The organism is Thermofilum uzonense, from assembly GCF_000993805.1.
Taxonomy (GTDB): Archaea; Thermoproteota; Thermoprotei; order Thermofilales; family Thermofilaceae; genus Thermofilum; species Thermofilum uzonense.
In genome coordinates, this window is sequence record NZ_CP009961.1 from 296,359 (window position 1) to 320,618 (window position 24,260).

At 46.0% G+C, this 24,260-nt stretch carries 23 protein-coding genes; 7 read left to right on the forward strand and 16 right to left on the reverse strand.

Translation table 11 applies throughout. The features are described from left to right. Positions 1 to 4: 4 nt before the first annotated feature. The 3 genes from MA03_RS01655 to MA03_RS01665 are packed head-to-tail and all read right to left on the reverse strand — an operon-like array spanning position 5 to position 4,568. Positions 5 to 862 (reverse strand): 4Fe-4S dicluster domain-containing protein, encoded by an 858-nt coding sequence (locus MA03_RS01655; RefSeq protein WP_052883608.1) that lies wholly within the window; start codon positions 860 to 862, stop codon positions 5 to 7. A gap of 2 nt (positions 863 to 864) precedes the next feature. Then, on the reverse strand, positions 865 to 4,377 hold the full coding sequence (locus MA03_RS01660; protein ID WP_052883609.1) for a formate dehydrogenase subunit alpha: 3,513 nt from the start codon (positions 4,375 to 4,377) through the stop codon (positions 865 to 867). Continuing rightward, a complete protein-coding gene (locus tag MA03_RS01665; protein WP_052883610.1) occupies positions 4,377 to 4,568 on the reverse strand; it encodes a hypothetical protein in 192 nt (63 codons plus the stop codon). The genes MA03_RS01660 and MA03_RS01665 overlap by 1 nt, the downstream gene beginning before the upstream one ends. Before the next feature lie 251 nt (positions 4,569 to 4,819). Between MA03_RS01665 and MA03_RS01670 the strand changes: the two genes are divergently transcribed. Further along, the gene (locus tag MA03_RS01670) at positions 4,820 to 5,686 is read left to right on the forward strand and encodes an MBL fold metallo-hydrolase (RefSeq protein WP_052884858.1); all 867 of its coding nucleotides are present in this window, start codon (positions 4,820 to 4,822) and stop codon (positions 5,684 to 5,686) included. A 5-nt stretch (positions 5,687 to 5,691) separates the two neighbouring features. On the opposite strand, the gene MA03_RS01675 is transcribed toward MA03_RS01670, so the two are convergent. Continuing rightward, positions 5,692 to 6,357: a DUF554 domain-containing protein gene (locus tag MA03_RS01675; protein WP_052883611.1), complete on the reverse strand. Its 666-nt coding sequence runs from the start codon at positions 6,355 to 6,357 to the stop codon at positions 5,692 to 5,694. A 242-nt stretch (positions 6,358 to 6,599) separates the two neighbouring features. Here MA03_RS01675 and MA03_RS01680 point away from each other — a divergent pair, with 242 nt between their 5' ends. From MA03_RS01680 to MA03_RS01690, 3 genes are read left to right on the forward strand one after another with little or no spacing between them, the layout of a single operon-like run. Further along, complete coding sequence (locus MA03_RS01680) at positions 6,600 to 7,586, forward strand: pyridoxal-phosphate dependent enzyme (RefSeq protein ID WP_052884859.1); 987 nt, start codon at positions 6,600 to 6,602, stop codon at positions 7,584 to 7,586. After that, complete coding sequence (locus MA03_RS01685) at positions 7,565 to 8,629, forward strand: DUF1611 domain-containing protein (RefSeq protein WP_052883612.1); 1,065 nt, start codon at positions 7,565 to 7,567, stop codon at positions 8,627 to 8,629. Before MA03_RS01680 ends, MA03_RS01685 begins: the two co-directional genes overlap by 22 nt. Continuing rightward, positions 8,626 to 10,068 carry a hypothetical protein gene (locus MA03_RS01690; RefSeq protein ID WP_052883613.1) on the forward strand — a complete coding sequence of 481 codons (1,443 nt, stop codon included), beginning with the start codon at positions 8,626 to 8,628 and terminating at the stop codon, positions 10,066 to 10,068. Before MA03_RS01685 ends, MA03_RS01690 begins: the two co-directional genes overlap by 4 nt. Positions 10,069 to 10,105: 37 nt before the next feature. Here the strand turns inward: MA03_RS01690 and MA03_RS01695 are convergent, their stop codons facing one another. Together MA03_RS01695 and MA03_RS01700 are read right to left on the reverse strand one after the other, a co-directional pair. After that, positions 10,106 to 10,843, reverse strand: a complete 738-nt coding sequence (locus tag MA03_RS01695) for a hypothetical protein (protein WP_052883614.1) — start codon at positions 10,841 to 10,843, stop codon at positions 10,106 to 10,108. A gap of 44 nt (positions 10,844 to 10,887) precedes the next feature. Continuing rightward, the gene (locus tag MA03_RS01700) at positions 10,888 to 11,691 is read right to left on the reverse strand and encodes a V-type ATP synthase subunit I domain-containing protein (RefSeq protein ID WP_052883615.1); all 804 of its coding nucleotides are present in this window, start codon (positions 11,689 to 11,691) and stop codon (positions 10,888 to 10,890) included. A gap of 59 nt (positions 11,692 to 11,750) precedes the next feature. Here MA03_RS01700 and MA03_RS01705 point away from each other — a divergent pair, with 59 nt between their 5' ends. Then, positions 11,751 to 12,287 (forward strand): flavin reductase family protein, encoded by a 537-nt coding sequence (locus tag MA03_RS01705; protein WP_052883616.1) that lies wholly within the window; start codon positions 11,751 to 11,753, stop codon positions 12,285 to 12,287. 4 nt (positions 12,288 to 12,291) lie between these two features. On the opposite strand, the gene MA03_RS01710 is transcribed toward MA03_RS01705, so the two are convergent. The 3 genes from MA03_RS01710 to MA03_RS01720 form a co-directional block, all read right to left on the reverse strand. Next, positions 12,292 to 12,567 carry an AlbA family DNA/RNA-binding protein gene (locus MA03_RS01710; protein ID WP_052883617.1) on the reverse strand — a complete coding sequence of 92 codons (276 nt, stop codon included), beginning with the start codon at positions 12,565 to 12,567 and terminating at the stop codon, positions 12,292 to 12,294. 72 nt (positions 12,568 to 12,639) lie between these two features. Beyond that, positions 12,640 to 13,464 (reverse strand): helix-turn-helix transcriptional regulator, encoded by an 825-nt coding sequence (locus MA03_RS01715; RefSeq protein WP_052883618.1) that lies wholly within the window; start codon positions 13,462 to 13,464, stop codon positions 12,640 to 12,642. A 272-nt stretch (positions 13,465 to 13,736) separates the two neighbouring features. Then, the gene (locus tag MA03_RS01720) at positions 13,737 to 15,635 is read right to left on the reverse strand and encodes a S16 family serine protease (protein ID WP_052883619.1); all 1,899 of its coding nucleotides are present in this window, start codon (positions 15,633 to 15,635) and stop codon (positions 13,737 to 13,739) included. Positions 15,636 to 15,947: 312 nt separating this feature from the next. Here MA03_RS01720 and MA03_RS01725 point away from each other — a divergent pair, with 312 nt between their 5' ends. Next, positions 15,948 to 16,280, forward strand: coding sequence for a DUF4870 domain-containing protein (locus MA03_RS01725; RefSeq protein ID WP_052883620.1), 333 nt, complete (start codon positions 15,948 to 15,950; stop codon positions 16,278 to 16,280). A gap of 109 nt (positions 16,281 to 16,389) precedes the next feature. Here MA03_RS01725 and MA03_RS01730 read toward each other — a convergent pair whose 3' ends face one another. Beyond that, entirely contained in the window at positions 16,390 to 17,481 is a 1,092-nt protein-coding gene (locus MA03_RS01730; RefSeq protein ID WP_052883621.1) for a hypothetical protein, read from the reverse strand. Between the two features lie 130 nt (positions 17,482 to 17,611). Between MA03_RS01730 and MA03_RS01735 the strand changes: the two genes are divergently transcribed. Beyond that, positions 17,612 to 18,097, forward strand: a complete 486-nt coding sequence (locus MA03_RS01735; protein WP_052883622.1) for a nitroreductase family protein — start codon at positions 17,612 to 17,614, stop codon at positions 18,095 to 18,097. A gap of 15 nt (positions 18,098 to 18,112) precedes the next feature. Here the strand turns inward: MA03_RS01735 and MA03_RS01740 are convergent, their stop codons facing one another. The 6 genes from MA03_RS01740 to MA03_RS01765 all read right to left on the reverse strand — a co-directional run bounded on the left by MA03_RS01740 (position 18,113) and on the right by MA03_RS01765 (position 24,259). Continuing rightward, the gene (locus MA03_RS01740) at positions 18,113 to 18,580 is read right to left on the reverse strand and encodes a hypothetical protein (protein ID WP_219731643.1); all 468 of its coding nucleotides are present in this window, start codon (positions 18,578 to 18,580) and stop codon (positions 18,113 to 18,115) included. A 4-nt stretch (positions 18,581 to 18,584) separates the two neighbouring features. After that, the gene (locus tag MA03_RS01745) at positions 18,585 to 20,357 is read right to left on the reverse strand and encodes a hypothetical protein (RefSeq protein WP_052883624.1); all 1,773 of its coding nucleotides are present in this window, start codon (positions 20,355 to 20,357) and stop codon (positions 18,585 to 18,587) included. 89 nt (positions 20,358 to 20,446) lie between these two features. Beyond that, positions 20,447 to 21,337 (reverse strand): ABC transporter ATP-binding protein, encoded by an 891-nt coding sequence (locus MA03_RS01750; RefSeq protein WP_052883625.1) that lies wholly within the window; start codon positions 21,335 to 21,337, stop codon positions 20,447 to 20,449. Beyond that, positions 21,330 to 22,490 carry an ABC transporter permease gene (locus MA03_RS01755; protein WP_052883626.1) on the reverse strand — a complete coding sequence of 387 codons (1,161 nt, stop codon included), beginning with the start codon at positions 22,488 to 22,490 and terminating at the stop codon, positions 21,330 to 21,332. The genes MA03_RS01750 and MA03_RS01755 overlap by 8 nt, the downstream gene beginning before the upstream one ends. A 66-nt stretch (positions 22,491 to 22,556) precedes the next feature. After that, a complete protein-coding gene (locus MA03_RS01760; protein WP_052883627.1) occupies positions 22,557 to 23,387 on the reverse strand; it encodes an energy-coupling factor ABC transporter ATP-binding protein in 831 nt (276 codons plus the stop codon). Beyond that, positions 23,387 to 24,259 (reverse strand): energy-coupling factor ABC transporter ATP-binding protein, encoded by an 873-nt coding sequence (locus MA03_RS01765; RefSeq protein ID WP_191118650.1) that lies wholly within the window; start codon positions 24,257 to 24,259, stop codon positions 23,387 to 23,389. Before MA03_RS01765 ends, MA03_RS01760 begins: the two co-directional genes overlap by 1 nt. Position 24,260 lies beyond the last annotated feature (1 nt).

Here is a 24,260-nt window from a genome sequence, read left to right on the forward strand (position 1 = left end):
CCTATCACCTGCTCTCCTCTTTAACCTGAGTCTTCTCCTCTACCCTGCTCTTTCTCCAAGCAACCAACTCAAGCCCTGCGAGAAGCAGCGCGCCCAGCGCACCACCATAAACGATAAGCTGCTTGAGGATCTCTCTACTCTGCTGAGTTGCAACCGGCTTGCCACGGTCAGCAAAATGCTTTTTGATTGCAAAGCTCCTCCTATCTGAGCTAGCGTAAATCCATCGTGTCCCTCCGCCTACATAGCTGTCAAGGTTTAGCCCGTATACGAGTTTTCCTTTGGCTTGCATGTCTTGGGCGGCGGAGATTATCTCTGAGGCTTTGCCGAACTTGAAGACTCCTGTCGGGCAAGCCTCTACACAGGCTGGGAGCATACCGTTTTGTATTCTGTCGATACAGAACGTGCACTTGTAGAATTTTCCGTCGGAGCCTCTTTTAGGCACCCTGAACGGGCACGCGGTGGCACAGTAGCCGCAGCCAATACACTCGTCTTTGTTTATGACTACGGCGCCTTCAGCTGTAACCTTAATAGCTCCTACAGGGCATGACCTTGCGCACGGCGGGTCTGCGCAGTGCATACACTGGAATGGCAGGGGGCCTATGTCCACCTGTTCAAAGATTTTATCACCTGAGGGGAGTAGCAGTGCCTTCTTGGTCATGTCCTCATAGTAGAAGACGACTTTCCAATCGTCTGCGGTAAGGTCTGGAGGATTAGTGAAAGTCGGGCTGAACTTAGTCATTTCTGCTGGTCTACCGTTCCAGTCCTTGCATGCAACTTGACAGGCGCGGCAGCCAATGCACTTATCTAGGTCTACTAGTACCGCATATCCCTCCTTCATACCCGGGAGATTTTGTACCACCATTCTTACATCACCTCGGCCTTCCTGATCTTACCAATCCAAGCCTTACTCTCCTGTATAGTCGTAACCACATCACCCACATCGGGTGATATGAAGTTCCCCTGGGGTCCGGTCACGTATCCCAGGAAGCTGAAAGCCCAAATCACGTTAATCTGAGGCAATTCCCTACCGTTAACCGTCAGATACGCTTCTCCCTTGGTAACGAATGCCTTCATCTTAATAGAGCCTCTCGCTGTCAGTATCTCTACCAAATCTCCCGATTTCACTCCTAGTTTTAACGCAAGTTTCTCTGGAACATATACGAAGGGCTCTGGGTCGAGCTCTGCCAGTAGAGGTGTACGTCTTGTCATCGAACCACTATGCCAGTGTTCTGTCAGCCTGTTCGTAGTTATCACGACGAGTTCTCCTGGAAGGTTGGAGAGATCATCGGGAGTCAATGCTAAGCCTACTGGTTTTCCTTTGACTATGTCCGGCTGTTCGTTCAGGACTTGGAGGTTATATGGGTTGAGGAAAGCTAGAGTAGGATACATCAAGGCCATCTCTACGTCTGGGCTTTCTGCGGGCTCTGTGTGTATCGGCCATGTGAAGGAGTAGCCGGCGTACCATCCCTTGAGGTCTTGAATCGTCTTGTTGACCGCTTCACGCATATTCTTGGTTTGATCATAATAGGCTTTCAGGGTAGCTCTCATCTTTTCATATGTTGGCTTAAAGTCCCTCCAGCCGCCTCCTGTGAAGAAGAGTCTCTTGAGAGTGGCTTTCGGTGCCGCAGTGACCTCGCTGTCCCAGTAAAGGGTATCGTTAGCCCACAGGTACTTCATTCCGGTTTTCGCTACGAATTCATCAAATGTAAGTGTCTTGACCTCGCCTCCCTCCTCGATGACGAACTTGCCTAACGGCACGAGTTCATTTGTCCGTATGAACGTCATCATGTCTACGCCGCCGAAGACGTCTGCTATACCGCTCAGGCGCCTCTTGAATGCTCTGGGTATCCAGTAGTTATGACCCGGTATAAACGCGGGGACATACTCGCCTGTAAACTCGTCTATCCACTCCCCGGTCTCGCCCGATGCGGTCCACTCTTTCCCAGCCGCCCTAATTGTGTCGGTTTTTCCTAACTGGTCCACGAGGTCCGTGTAAGCGTAGAGTATGCGTACGTTCATAGGCCAGGCCCAGCCCCAGTCCTTGTATATATTGAAGGAGGATGAGAACAAGCCGTCTATTTCTCCCGGCTTCCTGAGTTTCCTGTCTCTGCGCATGGACGTGAAGACGTCCCGTACTGGGTCGTACATGCCGTGATAGATGAGCATTCCAAAGTTGATTTCCTTGTTGATGATTCTCGGATTAACTTCGGATTCAATGTCTCTAATTGGCTCAGCCGCTCCTTTGCCACCCGAGTAGTCCCAGCTCTTGTCGGGTCTCAGGGGCCGCTCATAAAGTAGTACGATTTTATCGCCCCTCTTTATCTTAACCTTCTCGGACTTTAACCCGAAAACTTCGCTTGGAAGCTTGATTGCACCGTACTCCCTTAGATATTTGTAGAGCTTTGTAGCTATCCAGTAATCGGGCCTAGCCATGCCTCGCGGTCTAACGGCAGCGTAGGTCCACTGTATAACTCTATTACCGTTGGTTCTAGTACCCTCGACTTCAGCGAACGACGCTGCTGGGAGTAGGACATCTGCAAACCAGGCTGTCTCGGTCTCGAATATGTCGCTTACAACAAGCAAGTCGAGGCTTGCTAGAGCGGCCCAGATCACCTTGGCATTCGGGTTAGTGACCGCCGGGTTCTCCCCGAATATAAAAGCTACCTTTATCTCGCCGTTAAGCACCCTCCTTGGAAAAGTTATTTCAGTGGAGCCTGTGCCGAATGGGAAGTCGCATACCACGGTGCCATTTACTGGGTCGTCTTCTGGAACGGTGCCACAGAAGAAGCCCCACATCAATTCGAATCTTCTCCACCCGTAGAAGGTAAATACCTGGAGGATTTTTAAAAGGTCAGCTTTTCCTTTGTCAGGGGTTGTGGTTGTGAATATCTTTTTGCCCCATTCGGGAACCTGCCAGTTCCAAGCATCGGGCATCCCCTGAAGCTTCCAGTCTTGATACAGGCGTACTACGCCGGCGGAGGCGGGTGAGGCATGGTATCCTGGCAGTGCGCCAAGTCCTGCCCCTTGCACATCCGTTATTCCCTGAACATTGCTATGTCCCCTGAACGGGTGTGTTCCACCACCCACGAATCCTACGTTACCCAGGAGTAGCTGCATAATCGCCGCTGACCTTATAATGTTCACGGTCGCGTTTGTGTGCTGGGTCATTCCCATAGCCCACTGCACAATACCATGCTTCTTGTGGTTTGTAACGACGCCAGAGTTTTCCACGTATATCTGGGCAACAGTGCGTAGTAGGTCAACGGGTACTCCGGTTATTCTTGAAACATTCTCAGCAGTGTACTCTTTAAGCAGCTCCTTGAAATCTGCGAGGTCATCATCTGTTATGTTCCAGCGAGCCCTTAACGCCTTGAATGTATCCAATGTATCGATTGGTGGATTGCGTTCGTAAAAGGCATAGTAGAGAATGTAGAGGAATACGGCCGTATCGGTGCCGCTCCTGAAGGGAACCCAAATGTCTGAAGCCATCGCTGTCCTGCTGTACCTGGGGTCAAAGGTTATGAAAATAGTTCCACGCTTCTTCTTGCCCTCCAGGAAGTGCAGGAAGGATAGAGGATGAGCCTCCGCTGGACTTGAGAAGAAGAGGACAACATCTGCCCATGTTACATCCTCGATAGTGGCTGTCTCTGCTCCCCACCCATAGGTCAATGCTAGGGAGCTCACTGTCGAGCTATGGCATTTCCTGTACTGGGAGTCTATGTTAGTGGTTCCGATAAACTGGGCAAGCTTAGCTGTTAGATATCCACCCTCGTTCACCATGATTGATGAACCGATGAGTTGTATGGGTAGCTTGGATCCCACGTAGTAGTAGCCATCTTGCTGCTTAGGAGCACCTGTAGACTTTCTCCAGCCCTCTAAAATTTGGGCCGTCTTGGTAGCTATGTATCTGAATGCTTCATCCCAGCTGACCACTCTCCACTGGGGCGGGTACTTCTTAACAAGAGCCACAAGCTCGTCCCAAGACTTTGCGTTGAGTATCTCCTCGGGTGGAGGCTTGGGTCCAGTCCTAATCATGGGGTACTTTACACGGAGGTCGTTATCCACAAGCTCGAAGGCAGCTTTACCCTTGGGGCACAAGGCCCCCGAGTTGATATATGAGTCGGCTGACCCCTCTGTCCAGACGATGTCATCCCCGATAGTGTAGAAATCTATTGAACATCCCATCGAGCAGTAGGGGCATATAACAGGTGTTATCCGTGCCTTGGTTAAAGCAGTTTTACCTCCAATTTCTCCTAGACTCCACTCTTTCTTCCAAGGTTTCAAAGGTACGGGTTGGGCTTCCACGGGTATGGCTAGGGCTGACGCGGCAATAGCGGCGAGCTTTAAAAAGCTTCTTCTATCCAAACCCTCACTCATTAGAACACCCTCTTCAATTCACCTTTTTCACGTTTTCCGTAGAGTCTCTTTGCTTGGAAGCAGGTGAAATCTTCCTCCTCCCAGTATAGCGCTGCAAATCCATGCATGTACTCTGGGATAAGGCTGCTCTCCTCCACTATTTTCTTTTTAATGGCGGCAAGTTGAGAGTCTAAGTTGTTTTGAGGCTTCATAACAATATAATTACTTAATAACTATTTTTTAAGATTTTATGTTTAAATGATAATTTGTAATTATTCATATAGAGAGTTTTTCCGATATTCAGGCTGAAAAATATCGCTAAATAGAGATTTTTAACTCTGTACCAGTAAGCGATGAGTTTCTCCTGAAGTTTAAAAACTTAAAAATAAAAAGAAATTTGTTGTTGAACGTGCTTTGTAGCGTGCTAGGTATCTTTTTATTTGTTCTGCCTTTCATAAAACATGTGTCTAAAAGTGATATAGTTAGCGTAAAGATACTAGTTCTTGTAGACGACTATGCAGGCTTTACCAACTTACTCGCAGAGCATGGGCTAAGCATCATGGCTAGTATCGAATATCGAGACGGGACTATGTATAAGATACTATTTGACACTGGGCAGTCCGGGGAGGTCCTTTTAAAGAACATGCAGAAACTTTCTCTAAATCCCAGTGAATTCGATGCTATCGTTCTATCACATAGACACTATGATCATACGGGAGGCTTGGTAAGGCTGCTGGAGTCAACTGGATCAAAACCGGTTATAGCTCACCCAGATATTGAAAAACCCAACTACGCTGATAGAGGAGGCTTCAAGAAGTTCAACCTGGGCTTCACGAGACAAGACATTGAGGCACTCAGGATGAGAGGTGAGCTCGTACTTTCACGAAAACCTCTCGAACTCGCACCCAACGTATGGTTTCTAGGGGAGATACCGCGAGTGTACGATAATAGTTATGCGGTCAAGGGCTTTCTTACTCTGGAAGGGGGAGAAATTGTTCCCGATCAGATGCTAGACGATACGGGAGTAGCGATAAAGCTAGGTAATAAAGCGGTTGTTTTGGCCGGCTGCAGTCACTCCGGCATTTCCAACATCGCGGCGCAGGCTAAAAGGTTGACGGGTGTCGAAGAATTGAGTATTATAGGTGGATTGCATACCGCCAGCGCGACTGACAGCGAGGTCGAAAGAATAGCCTCGGAGCTAAAAGCCCTTGGCGTGAGCGAGTTACATGCTGGGCATTGCACCGGGTTTAACGGTATCCGTGTATTTCATCGCATCTACGGTGAAAAATTAAGGATTATTCATAGCGGTTATAGAGCGATATTTGTCTAGATTCTTTAAAAGGGTATTATGAGTGGCAAGACAGACGCGTAAAGCAGTGCTGGGAGGCCGTCACCCACCCTTATTCTCTTGAGACCTATAAGATTCACACCTATTCCTATCATTAGCACCCCACCAGTAGCCGTAATCTCGTTTACCACTATCTCAGGTAATGCCTGGCCGGCGATGCTTCCGAGTAGTGCGAGGGAACCCTGCATAAGTAATAGCGGCACTGCGCTGAATAATACCCCAACGCCCAGTGATGCAGCTAGAGCTACGCTAACGACTCCATCCATTATTGACTTAGCAAGTATAATAGAGGGGTCCCCCATCCCATCGCGTATAGAACCTATTATAGTCATTGGGCCCACGCAGAAAGTTAGGAATGCTGTCATCAAACCATCAATAAACTTACTGTCGCCACTAGTGAACCTCCCACCTAACATCTCGAGCCTATTCTGCAACCTCAGGAAAGTTCCAGTTGCTTCCCCGAGGATTAAGGAGAAGAGAAGGGCAAGAGTTCTCTGGCTCTTTAATGCCATGCTTATACCAAGATATAAGGTGAAAAGACCTATGACTTCGGGTAGAGAGTTCACGATTCTCTCCGGGACTTTTTTCTTGAAAGTTATTCCCGTCAACGCGCCCAAAACTACTGCTAGGGCATTGACGAAAGTTCCAAACACTAGGAGGCATTAACTTGCATTTTTATATTTTTCTTTCCTTGATATTTGTAAAAGTTTCAAAGAATTTTACAGGAAAACTGATCCATGAAAGTGAAAACAAAATCCCAGAATTTCTAAGTTAAACTCTGGAGCGTTTAAATCAGAAATCTTCCTATTTGGAATTTATCATGCTTAAACATCAAGAGGTAGACTAATATTGATACCTGTAGGGTAATCTTAGCAGTTGACGGTGAAAGGTGAAGGTGGAGGACGACTCATCGAGTAAATATCTTGTTTCCAAGCTTCTAGGCTTACATACACCCTTCTACCGCCTCCGCACCCTAAACAAGCTATTTAGCTTGGATAGTTCCCTTATCTACGTAAAATATGAGGGAATCAATCCAACTGGAACCCATAAAGATAGAGCGGCTCGAGCACACGTTGCACGTGCAATACAGCTAGGAAGGGACACTATAACCGTCGGTACCTGCGGGAATTATGGCGCTGCGATATCCTACTTTGCTCGTCTCGCAGGGGTCCGTGCGGTTATATTTGTACCCAGATCCTATGAGAATAGCAGGGTTGACGAAATAAAGAGGAATGGGGCTCGTGTCGTTTTTGTTGATGGAACTTACGAGGAAGCTGTAATGCTTAGCTCTCGCGCTGCGAAGGCCAATGAATGGTATGATGCTAATCCTGGTAATTCCACCGATCAGGTGAGTTTTGAGGCCTATAGTTCCATAGCTTGGGAGATTATAAGAGACTTGGGTGATGCTCCTTTTGCCGTGGGAGTTCCTGTAGGCAACGGTACTACACTTGTAGGCATATATGAAGGTTTTAGGAGAGCTTACCGAGAAGGTTTAGCTACACGTGTACCTAGGCTCATCGCCGGAACAACGTCGCTAGGGAACCAGATCGCTGTTTCGTGGAGCAAGGGGTCTACAACGCCCATTCCGCTCTCCCCCTCCTACGTGAGAGAGACCCCTATAAACGAGCCCTTGGTCTCCTATGTCTCATTCAACGCAGAGGAGGCTCTCCGAGCAATATATGATACAAATGGAAGAGTTTACGCTTTCAGTGATGAGGAAATGCTTGAGATGTCTCTCATGCTTAAGGCTGTGGAGAGGATTCCTGTGTTACCGGCCTCTGTTGCCTCTCTCCTAGCCCTAAAAAGCTTTATCAAAGAGGAAGAGGTGGACGGTTCCCTAGTTGCGGTGATCACGGGGAGATGGCGGAAGATAAAGCAATAATTCTGTCGGAAGGACTCTACGCGTCTACAGACGGCAAAACTGCTCACGGTCTTGTAAGGAAAAGCCTTAGATTTAAGATTGTGGGAGTTATTGATAGTACTTTAGCTGGAAGGGATGCCGGAGAGGTTCTTGACGGAAAACCCCGTGGAATCAAGATATATGCAAGTCTAGAGGATGCGTTAGGCGAACACCCCGATGCAAAATACCTCATTATAGGTGTTGCAACTCCCGGAGGTAAACTTCCAACGTTGTATCGTGAGATCATTAAAAAAGCTATTCAGAGGCGTCTAAGCATAGTCAACGGTCTTCACGAGTTTCTCAGCGACGACCAAGAAATAAGTTTGCTGGCGAAGATATATGGTGTGGAACTCATTGATGTAAGGAAGATCTTCTACAACACAAGAATTTTCTACACAGGTAAAATAAGGGAGGTCAAAGCACTGAAAATAGTCGTCATCGGCACCGACTCAGCGATAGGCAAGCGAACCGTTGCACACCTAATTGCAGACGAGTTAAACAGAAGGGGGGTCAAGGCTGTCTTCATTGGAACAGGACAGACAGCCTGGATGCAGGGTGCTCGCTACGTGTTTGTTCTAGACTCATTGATCAACGACTTCATTCCGGGGGTACTCGAGGACGTTGTATGGCGTGCATACATCGAGGAGAATCCCAAAGCAATCGTTGTGCCTGGACAAGGAGCCCTCCTTCATCCCGTCTTTCCCGGTAGCTATGAGATACTAAACCTTCTAAAACCGGAGGTCATAATCCTGCAGCACGCACCTGGTCGAAAGACCCTGGACGGCTATCCCGAGTATCCTATGCCTCCACTTGAAAAATACTTTAAGCTTGTGGAGCTCATCACTGATAGGAAGATATTCGCTTTAACCATTAACACGGAAAACCTCTCGATCGATGAGGCACGCAGAATAGCCTCCGAGCTAGAGGAGAAGTATAAGATCCCTGTTTTGATACCCTTGGTTGACGGGGTGGGAAGAATCGTTGACCTTATAATGAAACATTATCCTCAGTTGGGTGAAACGTGACGGTAGACTTGAAGTGTTTTGACAAAATAGTTGTAGGTCCCGTGAAGGTGAAGAAAAGATCCTCAAGTATAAGATACGAGCTGCATTTCAACGGCGTCAGAAAGGAGTATACACTGATTCAATCTTATCCTGAGGAAGTAAATATAAGGGGATTCGAGGAACTCGCCGTCCTTGCCGGGATTGTTCCAGCTATCAATTATGGACTCTTCACACCCCTCATAGAGATAAAAGCTCCACTTCATGAGTTAGACTACAAATACTTCCTTGACATGATGGACATTACCGCCCGGGATATATTTGTCAATAGGATAATAAACAAGACAGGGCTAATAAAAGAGGAATACTTACCCAAAGGAGACGTGTCACCAGAAGATGCCAAGCCTATTGCGGATGTTGACGTAAGGGAAACATTTACGGGTACACGACTTGACTCCAGGCCAGAGGAGCACAAGTGCACTGTAATGTCCTCAGGCGGAAAGGAAAGTCTCCTGGTTTATGGCCTCCTACGGGAGGTTGGATGTGAACCATACCCTTATTTTGTAAACGAATCTGGCCGGCACTGGTTTACGGCACTCACAGCCTACAAGGGGCTCTCCTCTATGGATCCCAGGACAAGAAAAGTATGGACTAACGTGGACAGGCTCTTTGCGTTTATCGAGAAGAATATGAGGATTGTTGTACCCTATTATTGGAAGAAAAATAAAGAGATATATCCTGTTCGTTTGTTCTGGTATGCACACTTCATTTTCTCTGTACTACCACTTGCTGTAAAGAACAATGTGGGGAACGTCACTATGGGGAACGAGTTCGACGACCCTACTGGGCTAACCTATGAGTTTAACGGGATACGACACTACTACGCTACATACGATCAATCACTCGATTTCGACGATTATATGACCAGCTTCATGGCTAAGAGAGGCATCGGGATTAAGCAATGGTCCCCCCTGCGCCCCATAACGCCTATTATCGTCCTCAGGATCCTCTTCAACAGATACCCAGAGCTAGGAGTCCTCCAGACAAGCTGTCACTCAACGAGAATAGAAGGGGGAGTAGTCAAACCTTGTGGAACCTGTTTCAAATGCAACGGGGTGCTACTCATGATGCTTGCTGAAGGACTCGACCCTACGATTATTAGATATGAGAGAAAACATATAGAGACTCTACCGGAAAGATTGGAGAAAGGACTTATAAGGCTTGAAGAGTCCCTTGTAAAGCATTCCAAATACTTGATAACGCAGAGGGGCTTGTGGAGCTTCTCTGAGGCGGAACCCGTATGGCACGTAGAAATGATACATTTTGACAACATTAACGCCCGAACAGATTTTATACCTATAAGAGAGCTCCGTGAAAAGGTTCTCGACATATACGAGAAGTACACGAAGGGCTACGTGTACCTGGTAAATGGTAAATGGCTACCGGGGTCTCGCCCAGAATAAATTCTCGCAGAGTGTGGAGAACCTTATTATCCAGAATCTACAGGTTTACATAAAATCCTTCTCGGGTCCAGGTGAGAAGGACTTTTATATTCTTTAAGTTTAGACGTGAAACGGTTTCAATCCATTTATCTGATAAAGCAATTATTGCAACTGCGCCAACAAGCTGAGCCCTAGCCTGTTCTACAAGAGATGAGAGGGCATTCAGAGATTGAAAGTCGTTAACGATGCTCTTGACGACAAGAACCTTACTATCCTTTGGGATACTATCCTTTGGGATGTGAAGGTAAACGATTTCTCCTCTCTCCCCTGACACATACGACGCCGTCAAAAGTTTCCCCCAATTACCATAAGCTCTTTCAGAAGCCACAGCGACATCCGCAAGTAGCCAATCAGCAGCCATTACAGCCAGGCCGGCATTCCTCTCAGGATAAGTCAAAACCGTGTCAACCTCAAGGTTCGAGTAGAATTTCCAAATAACGTAACCAACCAGGTTGAGAATACGTGGATTGAAGAGTATTCTCCACTCCTCTACAACCTCATTCTGCCTTAGAAGAGCTTCTCTTAGGGCTTTCTCAACCAGTCTTTTTTCGCGAATCGCATCAAGTATCTTTTTCGCGGTATGTCTCTCTGGAAATTGAGAATAGCTGGTGTATCTCCACAGGACCTGAGACGGTATACCTAGAAACTCTTCCAGTTCTTTGAAAGTGTATACCTCTTTTAGACCGTTAAGAAGTCTTGCAACCACGTACGAGCTTTCTTCACTCTCACTAGACATACAAGGCCTCTATCTTAGTGATGTTATATAAGTCATTTAAGTAATTATTGCGTTTTTGCATCAGGCTTCTCTTCCACATCAAGGAGACGTTCGAGCTCTTTCCGAGTTTCCTCCTGGAGTCTCTTTATCTCCTCCACTTTACTCCTTACCTTGTCGAGCCACTCCTTACTAGACTCGATACCCTTGTGAACGAAGAAAGCTATTCCTTCGTTCCTGCTCTTAAATATCCCTGCCTCGACTAGAAGGTCTATCACGTTAAGGTCACTCTGCGGGAGTCTTACAGAAGAAATTATCGTGGTGGGTGTCCGAGACCATAAGCCTGAGAAAGCCTCGCGGATAATGCGGTCCACCTCCCTAAGTGCCTCATCAATCACCTTGAAATCACCCCGCAAAACATTCAACTTGGCTGGTTCGGTAAAGGATAATGAAGCCATCGCTAAGCCTCCTTGTTTCCTCCTCTCGCGTAAGACATCTCTGAGTCTTTCAACCAGATCATCGGCCCTGTCTTCCAAGTCTTCAATCCTAGTTTCAACTTCATCTAAGACGTCGTCAATATAATCCTTAAGCTCCTCAAGGAGCACATCATCCTGTATGTTGTTCTTTAGGGACTCTACGTTAGTGAGAAATCCTTTGAATCCTCTTTTAGCCTCTAGCTTAATTCTTTTCAACTCAAGTCGGAGTTTTCTAGTCTCCGATAAAAGGCCTGCAATTTCTGATGTTTTTCCAATCTTTAAACCTTCCTCCTCGAAGGATCTTATTTTAGCTTCAAGGTTTGATAGCTTCTCCATAATCTCGGCTCGATGTCTTTCAATCTCATCGAACATACTCTTAATTGTATCATTATGCATATGTAATGTAACATTACAAAATTATTTAAGTTTTTCCATGACGAAATACTGAGTGGAAAATGAGGGAAGTTAGAAAGTTCTATTTACTCCTACACCCTCGCCCAGCTTACATTATAGGGAGTGGTTTAGTAGGAGAAAGGGTAAACTTCATGGCTGCTAGCTGGGTTACGCCCGTAGCAGAGGAGCCGCCACTTGTAGGGGTAGCTATAGATGTTACAAGCTATACTCACGAGCTCATAATTAAATATGGGGAGTTCACCGTGAACGTTCTGCCTCTGTCCAGAATAAACGATATATATTACTTTGGAAGCCGCAGCGGCCGTAACGAAGACAAGTCGTCAAGACTAGGATACAAGAAGGGATCTAAGGTGAGTGCTCCTGTGCTCTTAGACGCTGTTGGCATTCTTGAGTGCAAAGTTAGCCATAGTATCAAAGCAAACGATGTCACTTTCTTTATTGGAGAGGTCGTTGAGGCCGAAGCCGACGAAGAGGTCTTTGATGAACGGATCGGTTGGAAGACCTTAAAAGCAAAAATACCTCTCCACAACTGGGGAAAACTATTCTATGATATTGGCAGAGCCCACCGTGTAGAATAGGGCTCTAAAGAAGCGATATGACCTCGATCTCTATGGCTGGTACAGACTTTTCCTCGCTCTCCTCCCCAACCTCTTCGCTGTAAAGCCTTATATCTCCATATTTAGTCTTACCGCCGCTCATCCTGTGGACTGCTTCCGTGACATGGGCTGCCTTCGAGATATTGTGTCCTCGCGCTTTAACAAGGATTTTCCGGCTACCCTTTTTAAGCCGCTCAAGTATATACAAAACGTAGGTGCTAACAGGCTTTTCACCAATATAAACCACATCTGGCTCCGACACGCTTTCTCATTTATAACTTAATAGTTATTACTATTAAAATTTTTATTTTTATGCGCTTTTTAGAGGTGAACACTACGTTAGTTGAACAATTAATCCTCCCGGGGCTCTAAGCGTCTTCACAAGCCCTTTTTCCTCAAGTCTTCTTACACGCCTCAAGAGGGTAGTTGAGGGTATTCCTAACGATTCTCGTAGATCCTTGAGGTAAGCTTTTCCTCCGTTTTTCCTTAGGAAGTCGATGATAGCTTCTTCCTCCTCACTTAAAAAGGTACTCTTTTTATTCCTCCCCCTTCTGAGAATAAGGAGTAGTACTACAACTAGGACAAGGATAATGGCGATTGCCGCGAAAACAAGTTGGACAGGTATCCACGTCTTTCCCTGTAAATATGTGCCTGTTTTTTCCTCCGCGACCGGTACCTCCATAGCACTTAGTGAGAGATCTTCTTCCAGTCTATTATACCTGAAAACCGTGAAGTTTCCCTCCCTTAGTACTAAGTCTGGTATGGGCTCCACTCCCAGTATCACGTAGTTAGCGTGTATATACAACTCCAGGCTCTGATTCCAACCCTTGACGTAGAGAGTAAGGGGATCCCCTGAGAGTTGAGAAAAATACGTGATGTTAACGGTATCCCCAGCAGCCACCATGACTGTAAGGGTGTTGCCGGTCAGGTTGTAGAGTGGCACGCCCTCTAGCTTGCTGTAAATAGTAAACGCCTTAACACTACCGTAAAGGCTAACGGTAGAGATAGTGTCTATTTGTGAAGTAAGAAGAATAGTACCCTGTAGGGTGTTACCGGGAGCTATTATAAGCTTCTCGTAGCCGGTAACCGGTTGAGACAAACCTAGGTAACTGTACAAAATAAGAAGTAAGCAAGCAGGAAGAAGCAGCTTCCTATTCATATGCATCCAATATATGGTTAATGATATATATATTAGTCGCCAATACCCAACAGAAAACTCCTCGAATAGCTATGATTCTAATTTTATCTCAAGACAGGAAAAAGTGTAACACAAATTAACGATTAACAATTCCTTCACGCTGCTTTAAACCATAACTTAAAAGGCCTTAATAGGTAAGCCAGGCTTTTTAAGCTAGCTAAAGCTAAATCAGTGTATGGGAAAATAACTCGAGGAAAAATACTTATTATTTTGAATCTATAACAAGAAGTCTCCTATCTTCCTATCAGTTTCTTCAGGAAACGGTAGATGTTATCTATATAGAGGACTGTTTTCAGGTATAAGTCGTGGAGCCAGGAGCTTATCTTGTCCCAAAGACTTCCCTGTCCTTGAGGAGGGGTCTGGGGTGTTGGTTGTATCGAGGTTTGAGGTCTTTCCTCTACTGGCTTTGGTGGGCTAGCCGTAATTTTTGCTCCTTTGGCTAGGTCGAGGGTTAGGCTTGCGAGCTCAGAAGCAAGCTTTAAGTACGCTAGCTTGTCCGCGTCGGTGGTGGCATACCTGCTCTGGTTGTAGAAATATATTCCGGAAATTAGGTCAGCTGTTGAGGAGAGTATAGTTTGTGCCCTTGTTGATGACACTTCGAGGTAGACAGGTGAACCAACAGCTCTGCCTTGGAAGTCTAACATCGAGGACTCCGCGAGGGCTATGCTCCTTGCAGCCGCTATGGAGGCGAGCACATAGTATCCTGATCCGTATAATGATACAGAGGCGGAGTAGTAGGTACTGGAAAGGTCGAGACTTGTGGAGGAGTATCCTGTCTGGGAAAGGACTGCGTAAACGTATGGCCAGGTAGATCTCGCTATTGAGAGGTATGTGCTAGCCGACTGCCTCGCGTCAAGGGTGGCGCCCACCGGCAACCCGTTTATCCAGTGTTTTGCCTCATCGACAAGTGCGGTGGCGTAGGCCAGGTTCTGGAGAGCTGTTTGGGGATCTTGGCTCCAAAGTTTAGCAGAATCGTTGAAGAGTCTCGATGCTCTAATGGCAAGATCCCCTGCTATTACGAGGTAGTTTAGCTCTTGGAAGTTTCTTGGGTAGGTGTTCTGTATTGTCAAGATTAGCTTAGAGATATTTTCACGGGTTGAGCTTACCTGTGTATCAATATTCTTGTTTAACGAGTAGTCTACGAGGAGCTTTATCCACCTAGATATAGCTATGCTGGATGTCAGAAGGGGTATTGTTCCGATGTCATGAGGATTTTGTCGGGCTGTCTGAATGTAGGGTTGAGCATATGTATTTAGATAGTTCACGAGGGCGCTTTTGGTGAAGGATGTTAGAGTCGACTGATTAACATATGCCTTAGCGTTGTATAGTTCGAGAGAAGCTGTCTGTTCGAGGGCTTGCCATATCATGTCTATTTTGGATCTTGCAGAGCTGCTTACATAGGGTATCGTAATGCTATTGGGAGTTATATTATAGTTGAAGAAGTAGTGCAGCGCATCCTCTATCGTTGATACCTCAACGACTCGAAGGTTCCAGTTTTTCAGTGCATAATCAGTCAAGTTAATCCTAACAGGCTGGGTAGAGTACACCTGGAAGGGCCCAACTTTGTGCACTACAACCTTGTATGTGGTAACAACGCTCTCTCCAGGCGGAACCAGAAATACCTTCACACCACTGGAGGCCATGGCTTGAGCTTTCTCATAAACACCTCCCACAGGCCCCACAGTACCATCAGGAGATATCATACCGGTAACAGCGATACTCCTATTGATGGGTTTGCCCGTAAGAGCCGAGTATACTACGACGGCCATTGCTACTCCTGCGCTCGGGCCTCCAACAATAACTGCATCGCTTTGAACCTTGAAGTAGAAGTTATATTTGTTGAAGTCGACGCCTAGCACATTACTAATGACGCGTGTAGCTGCCGTGGCTGCTCCCTGGAAATCCTCTTGTGTAAGAGAGTAGGTAGAGACGTATACGTCGCCCCAACCCTCAGTTATAAACACACTGATGTTGGTAGCGGATCCAGCATAGCCCGTCTCGGTCTGAGTCACGGCGGGAGCAAGTATCCAGGCAGAGCCTATGATTTTTAACTGGTTGTATGGACTGGCGGATGAGATAAGTCCCAATCCGATAATTAGTATTAAGAGAAGGGGTACCAGAATTCTTCTCATATGGCAAGAATCCTAAAAGCCATCTAAAAAGGTTATCTATCCTTTCACTCTTTAACGCTATTATCTATTCTTGTAAGCGATAAATACCCTTGACGGAGTCAAAGATACCAATGGTCTTTATTAATGCTGTCACGAGCTAGCTTCAGGAGTCTCTCGCGGCAAAAAATAAGACTCTGTAATGGAATAAGGGTATCGAGGGATGAAGAAGGGACAAAGCGCTGCCGAAAGCTGACGAGACCGCTACAAGCTGACCTCACATTGATCAACCGTTTCCCACCAAGGTTTAAATATTAAGACAACTTGAAGACAATAATGTCCCAGACAAGTCTGGGTCTCGAGGAGAGAACGGAGGCTGCCCTGTCATACCTTCTCTTTTTCTTTTCAGGTCTGATAATTTTCCTCTTAGAGGAGAAAAGCTTATACGTAAGGTTTCACGCAGCACAGTCTACAGTAACCTTCACCTCGTTGATAGTACTCTCCAGGATAGTCTTGTTTATCCGTGGCGGCTTTGTTTTATCATGCTTCATAGAACTTCTCTTATTAATTCTCTGGATTATAGGGATCATTAAGGCCTATCAGGGTGAATGGTACAAATTCCCGCTATTTGGAGATATAGCAGCATCCATTCTCAATCTGCGGATATAGCCTGGCACCCCAGGACAATAAACTTAGCACACAATTAGCTTTTCTAGCCGAGTCTATAGAATCCAGTCACAAGAAAGAGAAGAAAAATTTAAGGAAAAAATATTTTAGTTTAAGGTTTATGTCTAGGCTTAGCACGACAAGCGAACCTTGCCTGTATAATTAATTCCCTCAGCTCACTTGAAGCCGCTGAAGCCTTAGATGCGTCCTTGCTGCTTAAAGCGTTGCTTAATTGATTTGCGGTAGCGGTAAGCTTCTCAGCTAGAGTGGCGTTGCACGGCCTGATGACAATTGCAAGTTGCTTCGCCATTTGTACTAAACCCTCCTCCCTTGCATAATGCCACATGAAAATTTCGCGCTCGTGATACTGGTACGTTAAGGATCTCATTAATCCTAATGCCTCTCCATATCTGCCGTTAGCAATCAGTGACTTTAATCTTTGAATACTATCACTAGCCCATTTTTGAAATTCAGACGCTGCTTGAGGGCTTATCCCTTTAAGCCTATTATATGTGTTGTTAAAAATTCTCTCTAACCGTGTGGCGTCTTCGGAAATGTTCTTCAACCTAAGCTGGTGTGCTAGGGTAAAGACAGATCTCTCAGCCTCCTTTACCTCACTCCAAGCTTGCTTGACGAGCTGAAGAGCTGCAGAAGTATCGTTCAACTTAAGCTTCTCTTCTGCTTGGTTTAGGAGGTTTTTTGCATCCGATAAAAGCTGGGTTAGATTGTGAGTATCAACTCCTTTTTGCTGGAAACGTGAGGCTACATTCTCCATAGCATTTATCTGGTTTCTCAGCGCCCTGATTTCCGCCTCTATACTCTTATTTACAAGGTGTTTACGTTCTGCGAAAACTTCAGGCACTATTTTCCTGGCAATGTCGATGAGTTCAACCCTTACCTCTCGCAATACCTTCGTACTCTCGTTATAGTTTCCAGAGCTTGCGAGGCTTGAAGCATTGTTGATCAGGGCTTTAACTTCATCCAACTGCTTGAGCAGCTCCTCCTGCTTTGTTGTATTGGTCACCTTATTTTTAACGAATGATTGAAGCCTGTCGACTTCCTTGCTAAGTATCTCTATGAGCTTATTGATTTTGTCAGACTGTACGGGTTGCGCGGTGGTGGCAGCTAAGGGGTATAGCAGTATCAGCGTTATTATGGCTATTACACTCGTAGTCTTTAGCGTATCCAGGTCTTTTACTCTCAAGCCTGGTCACCAGTCGATATGTCGCATCGAAGGTTTTATGGATTAAAACGGTTTTCAATGAAATCAACGTTATTTATAAAAACAAACAAATATAGCACTTAAGGCCGGAATAAGGGGCAAGGATATATACATGTTATTCGAGCTCTTGCTGACCCGAAGGAGCATCCGGAACTTTCAGGAGAAGGATGTTCCGGAAGAACTAATTGTGAAGGCTATAGATATTGCTAGGCATGCGCCAAGTGCTAGAAACACACAGCCCTGGAGGGTTTTAATAATACGAAGCCGAGACCTTCTGGACAAGCTCTCAAGGGTTGCTCCAGGAGCCAGACCTTTATCAAGAGCACCGCTAGGAATAGGCGTCGTCGTAATGCCTGAGGAATCTCCTTTAACGTTCATGATAGACGGGTCGATCTTCACCACATACCTATGGCTTGCTCTTACTTCTCTAGGGCTAGGAGCGGTGTGGATAAACACCTTAAGATGGCCCCAGTATGCTGAAATCCTGGGTATACCCGAGGATGAAGTGCTTCTCGCCATCCTGGCAGCAGGTTTTCCAGCTGAGTCCCCCGCCCCCAGACCACGTAAGAAACTCGAGGATCTCTTAACGTGGTTGTAACCCTCTTTTAGATTCTCAGATTTTTTCAACAAGCTCCTTTATAAAGAGTGACCTGGCTAATACGCTGAGCTTGTCTAAACCCCTGTGAATTACTACTCTCCCACAGTCGACTATTCTTAGGACTTTTTCCTCGAAGAGCCTGGTATCAACACTGGCATCGAAGACTAACTCCTCTATTCCTACGAGAAATAGGGGACCGGGCGCTCTTTCAAGGTCTTCTCTTGATAACACGAGCCTCCCAACATGTCTAACAAAGACGGGTTTATGTTTAAGGACTTTTGCAGGTATGATCTCTTTTATTATATCAGTAGTGCTTAACTGTATTCCAGCCAGTTGTGGACCAGCATCAGCCAGGGCGAGTAACACCTTGAAGGCTTGGGAAGCTAGTGCTCCTACGCTGACGCCCATTTTTTTCGCAAGCGTTGACATTTCATCGTATGCCGCAGCATCCACACCTCTAATCATAACGTTTTTTAGTCTCATTGTTTCACCCATGGCTTCTTACCTCTATTGATTGAAGCTTCGCCTTGAGAATCCCAATCCTGTTAGCTAGATCAGCAGTTGATGTTTTCTCACTTGTCCATGATCTCCGGCGAAACATAACAATATAGACACCAGCAGCTATAACGCTAAGTGCGAGGGGCCAGTAAGCGTGGATCTTTCTAGCAGGAGTTTCAAGAGAGACACCCGAGATTTGCGGTTCGCTTCTTTTTATCTTTACTATGGGGAGTGATACATAAACTACATCTCCCATAAGTTCAGTATTCACCTCAAGGCCAGGTGTCCTAGACAGAGTCTTCTGGGCAAATATAGTTGAATTATACTGTTTGAAACTCTCAGGGTAGGCTGGACTGTCTAAAAGTTGTGTCACCTTTAAAAGACTAGAATCTATAAGCTCTGCCGCCTGCCTTAAACCCTTTGCCAGCTCCCGAAGTCTACCTGAGGCTTCTCTTAGCGTGCTAGCCATAAGTGTCAACTTCAATGAGGCTAGCCTCATGTTTTCCACAGCCTGTGTGAGCTGGGCTTCAATCGAAGAATATTGTTCTATCATCGACTTCACTTTTACCAGCTCTGATTGGAATAAGGTAAGATTCTTTTCAGCCTGGTCTAATAATAAATGTATATCTTTTGTTGTAAGATTGGTGCCGGTTAGGTTCAAGTACGTTATAATCTCCACTAACTTCAAGTCTATGTTCGATACGTTTGAACGGATCTTCTCAAGATTCACCCTAGCTTTATCCACGGCTGCAGATGCATTTTCGAGTCCAAGTTTAAGAGAGAGTTTTGCTTTGCTTAACTGTTCCATGCCATTTGAAATTTGAGCTGCTGCATTGCTCATGGCTTTACTGGCTTCATCTACTTGGACAGCAGCCTTATCAAGCATGTTTGCCTCTTCCTCGAAACCTGTGCTTAAATTGTACAACAAGTCTCTAAGTCTCGTCACATTTTCCTTGAAACTTGTCACATTTCCCAGGTTTTCCTGGAGTAGCTTCAGAGTGAAGGCTCTGTATCTTTCGATAAGTGAGGATTGCAGCCTTGGATCTAAGCTAATTGTCACCGTAGGGGCAGGTAGTAAGACTTCTCCCCAGGGATTTTCACCTCTAATTTCAAAAACTACACTAAGCCTATAACTTTCATTCATAAACGAAGTCCATTGGAAGGCTACCTCAGTTCCGCTCTCGCGCAGGCTCTGAGGACTATCACTGTACTTAACAGGGTAAAGGTATAACGGATCCACGCTCCACGATATTGAGATGGGTAGTTGTTGTTTTTTTACAAGATCGTCGATCGCCTCCACGACTATAGTGTAGTTTATTAAATGAGACCTTAGAGCTGTAGCGTAACAGTATCCCTTGCTACAATCAGGTTGAAGCGTTTTCCCATCGGCTTCGAGTATAACCTTTACGTGGAAGAGATTCTTGCCACTGATACTGTATTTTAAAGAGTCGCCAGGTTGAACCTCTATTTTATTCCACACAAGCCCTATTAGAGAGCCAGCCTGCACGATCTGTGATGGCTGAACCGTGGCAGATACAGCTTGATCACCAGAAAAAGCGATATAGTCTGCTAGGCTCCCGTTAAAGCCCGAGTCGAATACCAAGCTAACAGTGACTGTTGTATTCTCACTACATCCTGGGAGTACATCCAACTCGCGTATTATAGTCTTCCTTACGTTGACTGGACTAGCGTAGCCTGAATACACCACGGATGTTATTGAAAGTAAAATTAACAGTAAAGTCAACACACCACGAAGCATCATGAATGATCTGAAACCTTCTTGTATAACACATATATAAATTTATCCTTTTAAATTAGCAAAATTTACGACTTTTAACGAAACATTTATTCCTATAGAGCCTTCTCCAGCCTATTTATACGATGTTCGAGCGAGTTAACCTCAGCCTCTATAAGTGTAGGGTCGATGCGGTCCTCTTTTAAAGCTCTCTCAAGGGCTTCTAGTTTTAATTTCAGCATCTCTAACTGGATCTTCTTAATGTCACCCGAACTCCCTGAGGATTTAATCTCTTTTACTATCTCAGTTAAGGTACGCTTGGGGGGCTCCTCGTATATAGCGCCTGCCCTTATATAGTAGGTTCGTGTGGACAGCTCAGCTATTTCAGGGTTGTGTGTTACGATGATTATTGTCTGACCAAAAGCATCATTAAGCCACTTCACAAGGGATAACACTCTGGCGGCTGTGTCAACGTCAAGGCTACCGGTTGGTTCGTCCATGAGTATTATGTCTGGGTTCGGTGCTAATGCCCGGGCTATTGCTACGCGTTGCTGTTGTCCGCCGCTAAGCTGGTTTGGAAATTTGTTTGCGTGGTTTTTCAAACCTACAACCTCCAATGCACGTATGGCTATCTCCTTAGCCTCCTTAACGTTGAATATCCCTGTGAAGAGTAGGGGGAGCATGACGTTCTCTAGAGCGGTGTAGTTTCGAATAAGGTTGAAGGACTGGAAGACAAAGCCTATCTTGCGAGCTCTAACTCTAGTTAGTTCCTCCTCGTTCATGTCGGTTATATCCACGCCCCCCACTATGACGCGTCCGCTGGTTGGCTTGTCCAAACCTCCAGCGATCGAGAGAAGGGTGCTTTTACCGCTCCCGGAGGGCCCCATGATTGTGGCTAATTCTCCTTCTCTTATTTTTAGGGTAATCCCTTTAAGAACCTCTATCTCCTCTGTAGCTGTCTTGTAGACTTTCCTTATATCTCTCAGCTCTAATGCGTACTCACTCACTCTTCAACACCTCTACAGGTCTAATAGACGTGGCGCGCCATATTGGGTACAAAGATGAAACGACGCTAAGAAGAGTTGCGAGAGTTACTCCTAGAAGGAGAGTTAGAGGCTCAAGGATCAGGGGAGGGTTAAGGAAACCGTATGAAGCTACAATGCCTATACCGACTTGTGCACCAAGAACTCCGAATACAAGCCCTAGAAGGCCCCCCGTCACACCATATATGAGTGCCTCCATTATGAATATCGTTGCCACGCTGCGCCTACTAGCACCTTGTGTTCTCATAATTGCTATCTCTCGTTGATGTTCCCGCACAGTGGAGGTGATGGTGCTCGTGGTTCCGAAAACGGCTACGGCTAGACCGACTAGGGTTGTTGATAATAATAGTCCCTCTATAAGTGACATAACTTTAAAAACTACGCCGATAACTTCTTCCCGCATCATAACGCGGGAGCCAGGGTATATCACGGATATGAGGTTCTTCACGGCTACTGGGTCAACCCCCTCCTCTACTTTTACAACGGCCATGCTCACATAACCCGGTCTCCCAAGGAGGGTTTGGGCTTCGCGCAGAGGGAGGATTATATAGCCGCCGGCTGCACCTATCTCCTCTATCTTCATCGTGACTTCTGCTATTCCTATAATCTCGTACTGTCTAAAGAAGCTTCCATAGGGTGGTTTAACTGTAACCTTATCACCGACTTTTAAGTCTAGTTTTTTTGCAAGTCCGACGTCGGCAATCGCGTAAGGACCAGCGAGTGTATTGAAGACGGAGCCGTTAACAACCTTTGAAACAACATTTTTAATATCCTCGGGCCTCACCCCTAACACGAAGACAGCGTTTCTACCAATATAGCCTGTGACTAGGATTGCAGGCGTTACATCCTTTACGCCTGGAATCCTCTTTATCTCGTTTAAGACATCTTCTGAGACATCGTATAAACCCTGGCCATAGACCACAACTTCTCCAGGTAGAACTTGCTCCACTATGCTTTGAGCTGCTGTGCGGCTCCCTACGCTTAGAATCCTAAGAGAAATGAATGTTGCTACACCGCTTGCTATCGCTAGGATTGTGAGTGTAGCTATTAGTTTCTTGAAGAGTATGTCCCTTTCGACGAATTTTAACGCCACGAACAGTAAGCTCTGTCTAGACACGAAATTGAAAGCTTAAAAGGTATTTATTTAACGTGACTGTCTACTATTCCTATTCATAATTAATTATCATGGGTTCTTTATGAGCTTCCGCATTTCATCGAGCATTTCTTGAAGCGTTAGGGATGAGAAGGAGAACCCGTGCTCGCGGAGAGCAAGGGAGAGTTGCACTATCTGGGGCGGCTTAATAGCTGCTTTTTTAAGGACATCTACGGTATAGAGGACTTCCCGCGTGGGACCATCGAGAATTTTCTGCCCGTCAGCTATAAGGACAGTTCGTGGTGCCACTTCAGCTACAAATCGCATGTCATGGGTGATTATGGCGATTGTAAAGCCTTCCCTGTTAAGCTTTTTGACGAGGCTCGCTAGAAGATGCCTTCCCGCGTGGTCTTGCCCCGTTGTGGGCTCATCTAGGACTAACACTTTAGGCTTCATCGAAAGAACAGATGCCACTGTGAGGAGCTTCATCTTTCCATAATCCAGGTCGTATGGGTTATGATCCTCATAACCCTCAAGTCCCACAAGGCTAAGTGCCCAGCGTACTCGATCCTTGACCTCCTCCTCTGAAAGGCCTAGATTTCTAGGGCCGTAAGCCACTTCTTGAAAGACATTGCTCTCAAATATCTGGTGAGATGGGTTCTGGAAAACGTATCCTACCCGCTTGACGATCTCGTGCGAAGGCGTGGTTTTAGTATCAAGCCCCTCAACGAGTACAACTCCTTTGGTGGGCTTCAAAAGACCGTTAAGATTCTTTGCTAATGTCGACTTTCCTCCACCGTTTTGCCCTATAATCGCGATCAATTCACCGGTGTTAATAGTGAGGTTTATGCCCTTAAGAGCCCAGGTGTCTATTCCAGGATACCTGAACCATAGATCTTTTGTCTCAATTATGATGCTCATCAGCTAACACCCAGGAGTTCACTGTATATTTTAACAGCTTCTTCCAATGTAATTGGGTATTCAGCTTCCAAGCCAAGCTCCTTCTTTATCGCATGGGCAAGCTCGGTAACGCTAGGAGGATCAATTCCAATTGACTTCAACTCATCGACTTTCCTTAGTACTTCTCTGACCGGTCCATAAGCAATTACTTCTCCGTTAAAGAGAACGAGTGCTTTATCAGCGAAATACGCGACCTCCTCGATTTCGTGCTCCGCTATGACAATAGTGGAGCCCTCATTAGCTAACTTCTCAATGACGGAAAGAACCTCGAACTTCCCGATGGGATCGAGCTGAGCTGTGGGCTCGTCCATGACTATCACTTCTGGTCGTAGTGCGAGCACTGTAGCTATAGCTAGCCTCTGCATTTGTCCGCCCGAGAGCTCAAACGGCGATCTTTTCTCTAGGCCTTCTAAGCCGACATACCTGATTGCTTCTTCAACTCTCTGTCTGATCTCCTCCTTAGGCTTTCCTAGCATCATGAGGCCAAAGGCGACCTCCTCCCAGACGGTCAGAGCCAGCCCTGAAATCTGATCTTCAGGGTCTTGAAATACAAGCCCTACCTTTGTCGCCAGCTGCGAGACACTTGTGTTTAAAACCTCCTGGCCATCTATGATCACTTTGCCTCCATATCTCCCTCCATAAAAGTGAGGCACGAGGCCATTCAACGACTTGCATAAAGTGGACTTCCCTGACCCGTTTGGGCCGAGAATAGCTAGCACCTCCCCTCTATGAACCTCGAAGTTCACCTTTTTGAGCACAAAGTCCTTGCTCGTCGGGTATGCATAAGTGAGATTTTCAACTATTATTACCTTCTCGTTCCCACGTTGTCCCAAT

What these genes read in the sequence shown, in the direction of transcription:
- MA03_RS01720 (WP_052883619.1), bottom strand. Translation starts at nt 15,635, where the DNA reads ATGAGAAGAATTCTGGTACCCCTTCTCTTAATACTAATTATCGGATTG.
- MA03_RS01740 (WP_219731643.1), bottom strand. Translation starts at nt 18,580, where the DNA reads ATGAGACTAAAAAACGTTATGATTAGAGGTGTGGATGCTGCGGCATAC.
- MA03_RS01735 (WP_052883622.1), top strand. Translation starts at nt 17,612, where the DNA reads ATGTTATTCGAGCTCTTGCTGACCCGAAGGAGCATCCGGAACTTTCAG.
- MA03_RS01715 (WP_052883618.1), bottom strand. Translation starts at nt 13,464, where the DNA reads ATGAATAGGAAGCTGCTTCTTCCTGCTTGCTTACTTCTTATTTTGTAC.
- MA03_RS01655 (WP_052883608.1), bottom strand. Translation starts at nt 862, where the DNA reads ATGGTGGTACAAAATCTCCCGGGTATGAAGGAGGGATATGCGGTACTA.
- MA03_RS01665 (WP_052883610.1), bottom strand. Translation starts at nt 4,568, where the DNA reads ATGAAGCCTCAAAACAACTTAGACTCTCAACTTGCCGCCATTAAAAAG.
- MA03_RS01695 (WP_052883614.1), bottom strand. Translation starts at nt 10,843, where the DNA reads ATGTCTAGTGAGAGTGAAGAAAGCTCGTACGTGGTTGCAAGACTTCTT.
- MA03_RS01660 (WP_052883609.1), bottom strand. Translation starts at nt 4,377, where the DNA reads ATGAGTGAGGGTTTGGATAGAAGAAGCTTTTTAAAGCTCGCCGCTATT.
- MA03_RS01725 (WP_052883620.1), top strand. Translation starts at nt 15,948, where the DNA reads ATGTCCCAGACAAGTCTGGGTCTCGAGGAGAGAACGGAGGCTGCCCTG.
- MA03_RS01705 (WP_052883616.1), top strand. Translation starts at nt 11,751, where the DNA reads ATGAGGGAAGTTAGAAAGTTCTATTTACTCCTACACCCTCGCCCAGCT.
- MA03_RS01700 (WP_052883615.1), bottom strand. Translation starts at nt 11,691, where the DNA reads ATGCATAATGATACAATTAAGAGTATGTTCGATGAGATTGAAAGACAT.
- MA03_RS01685 (WP_052883612.1), top strand. Translation starts at nt 7,565, where the DNA reads ATGGCGGAAGATAAAGCAATAATTCTGTCGGAAGGACTCTACGCGTCT.
- MA03_RS01760 (WP_052883627.1), bottom strand. Translation starts at nt 23,387, where the DNA reads ATGAGCATCATAATTGAGACAAAAGATCTATGGTTCAGGTATCCTGGA.
- MA03_RS01745 (WP_052883624.1), bottom strand. Translation starts at nt 20,357, where the DNA reads ATGATGCTTCGTGGTGTGTTGACTTTACTGTTAATTTTACTTTCAATA.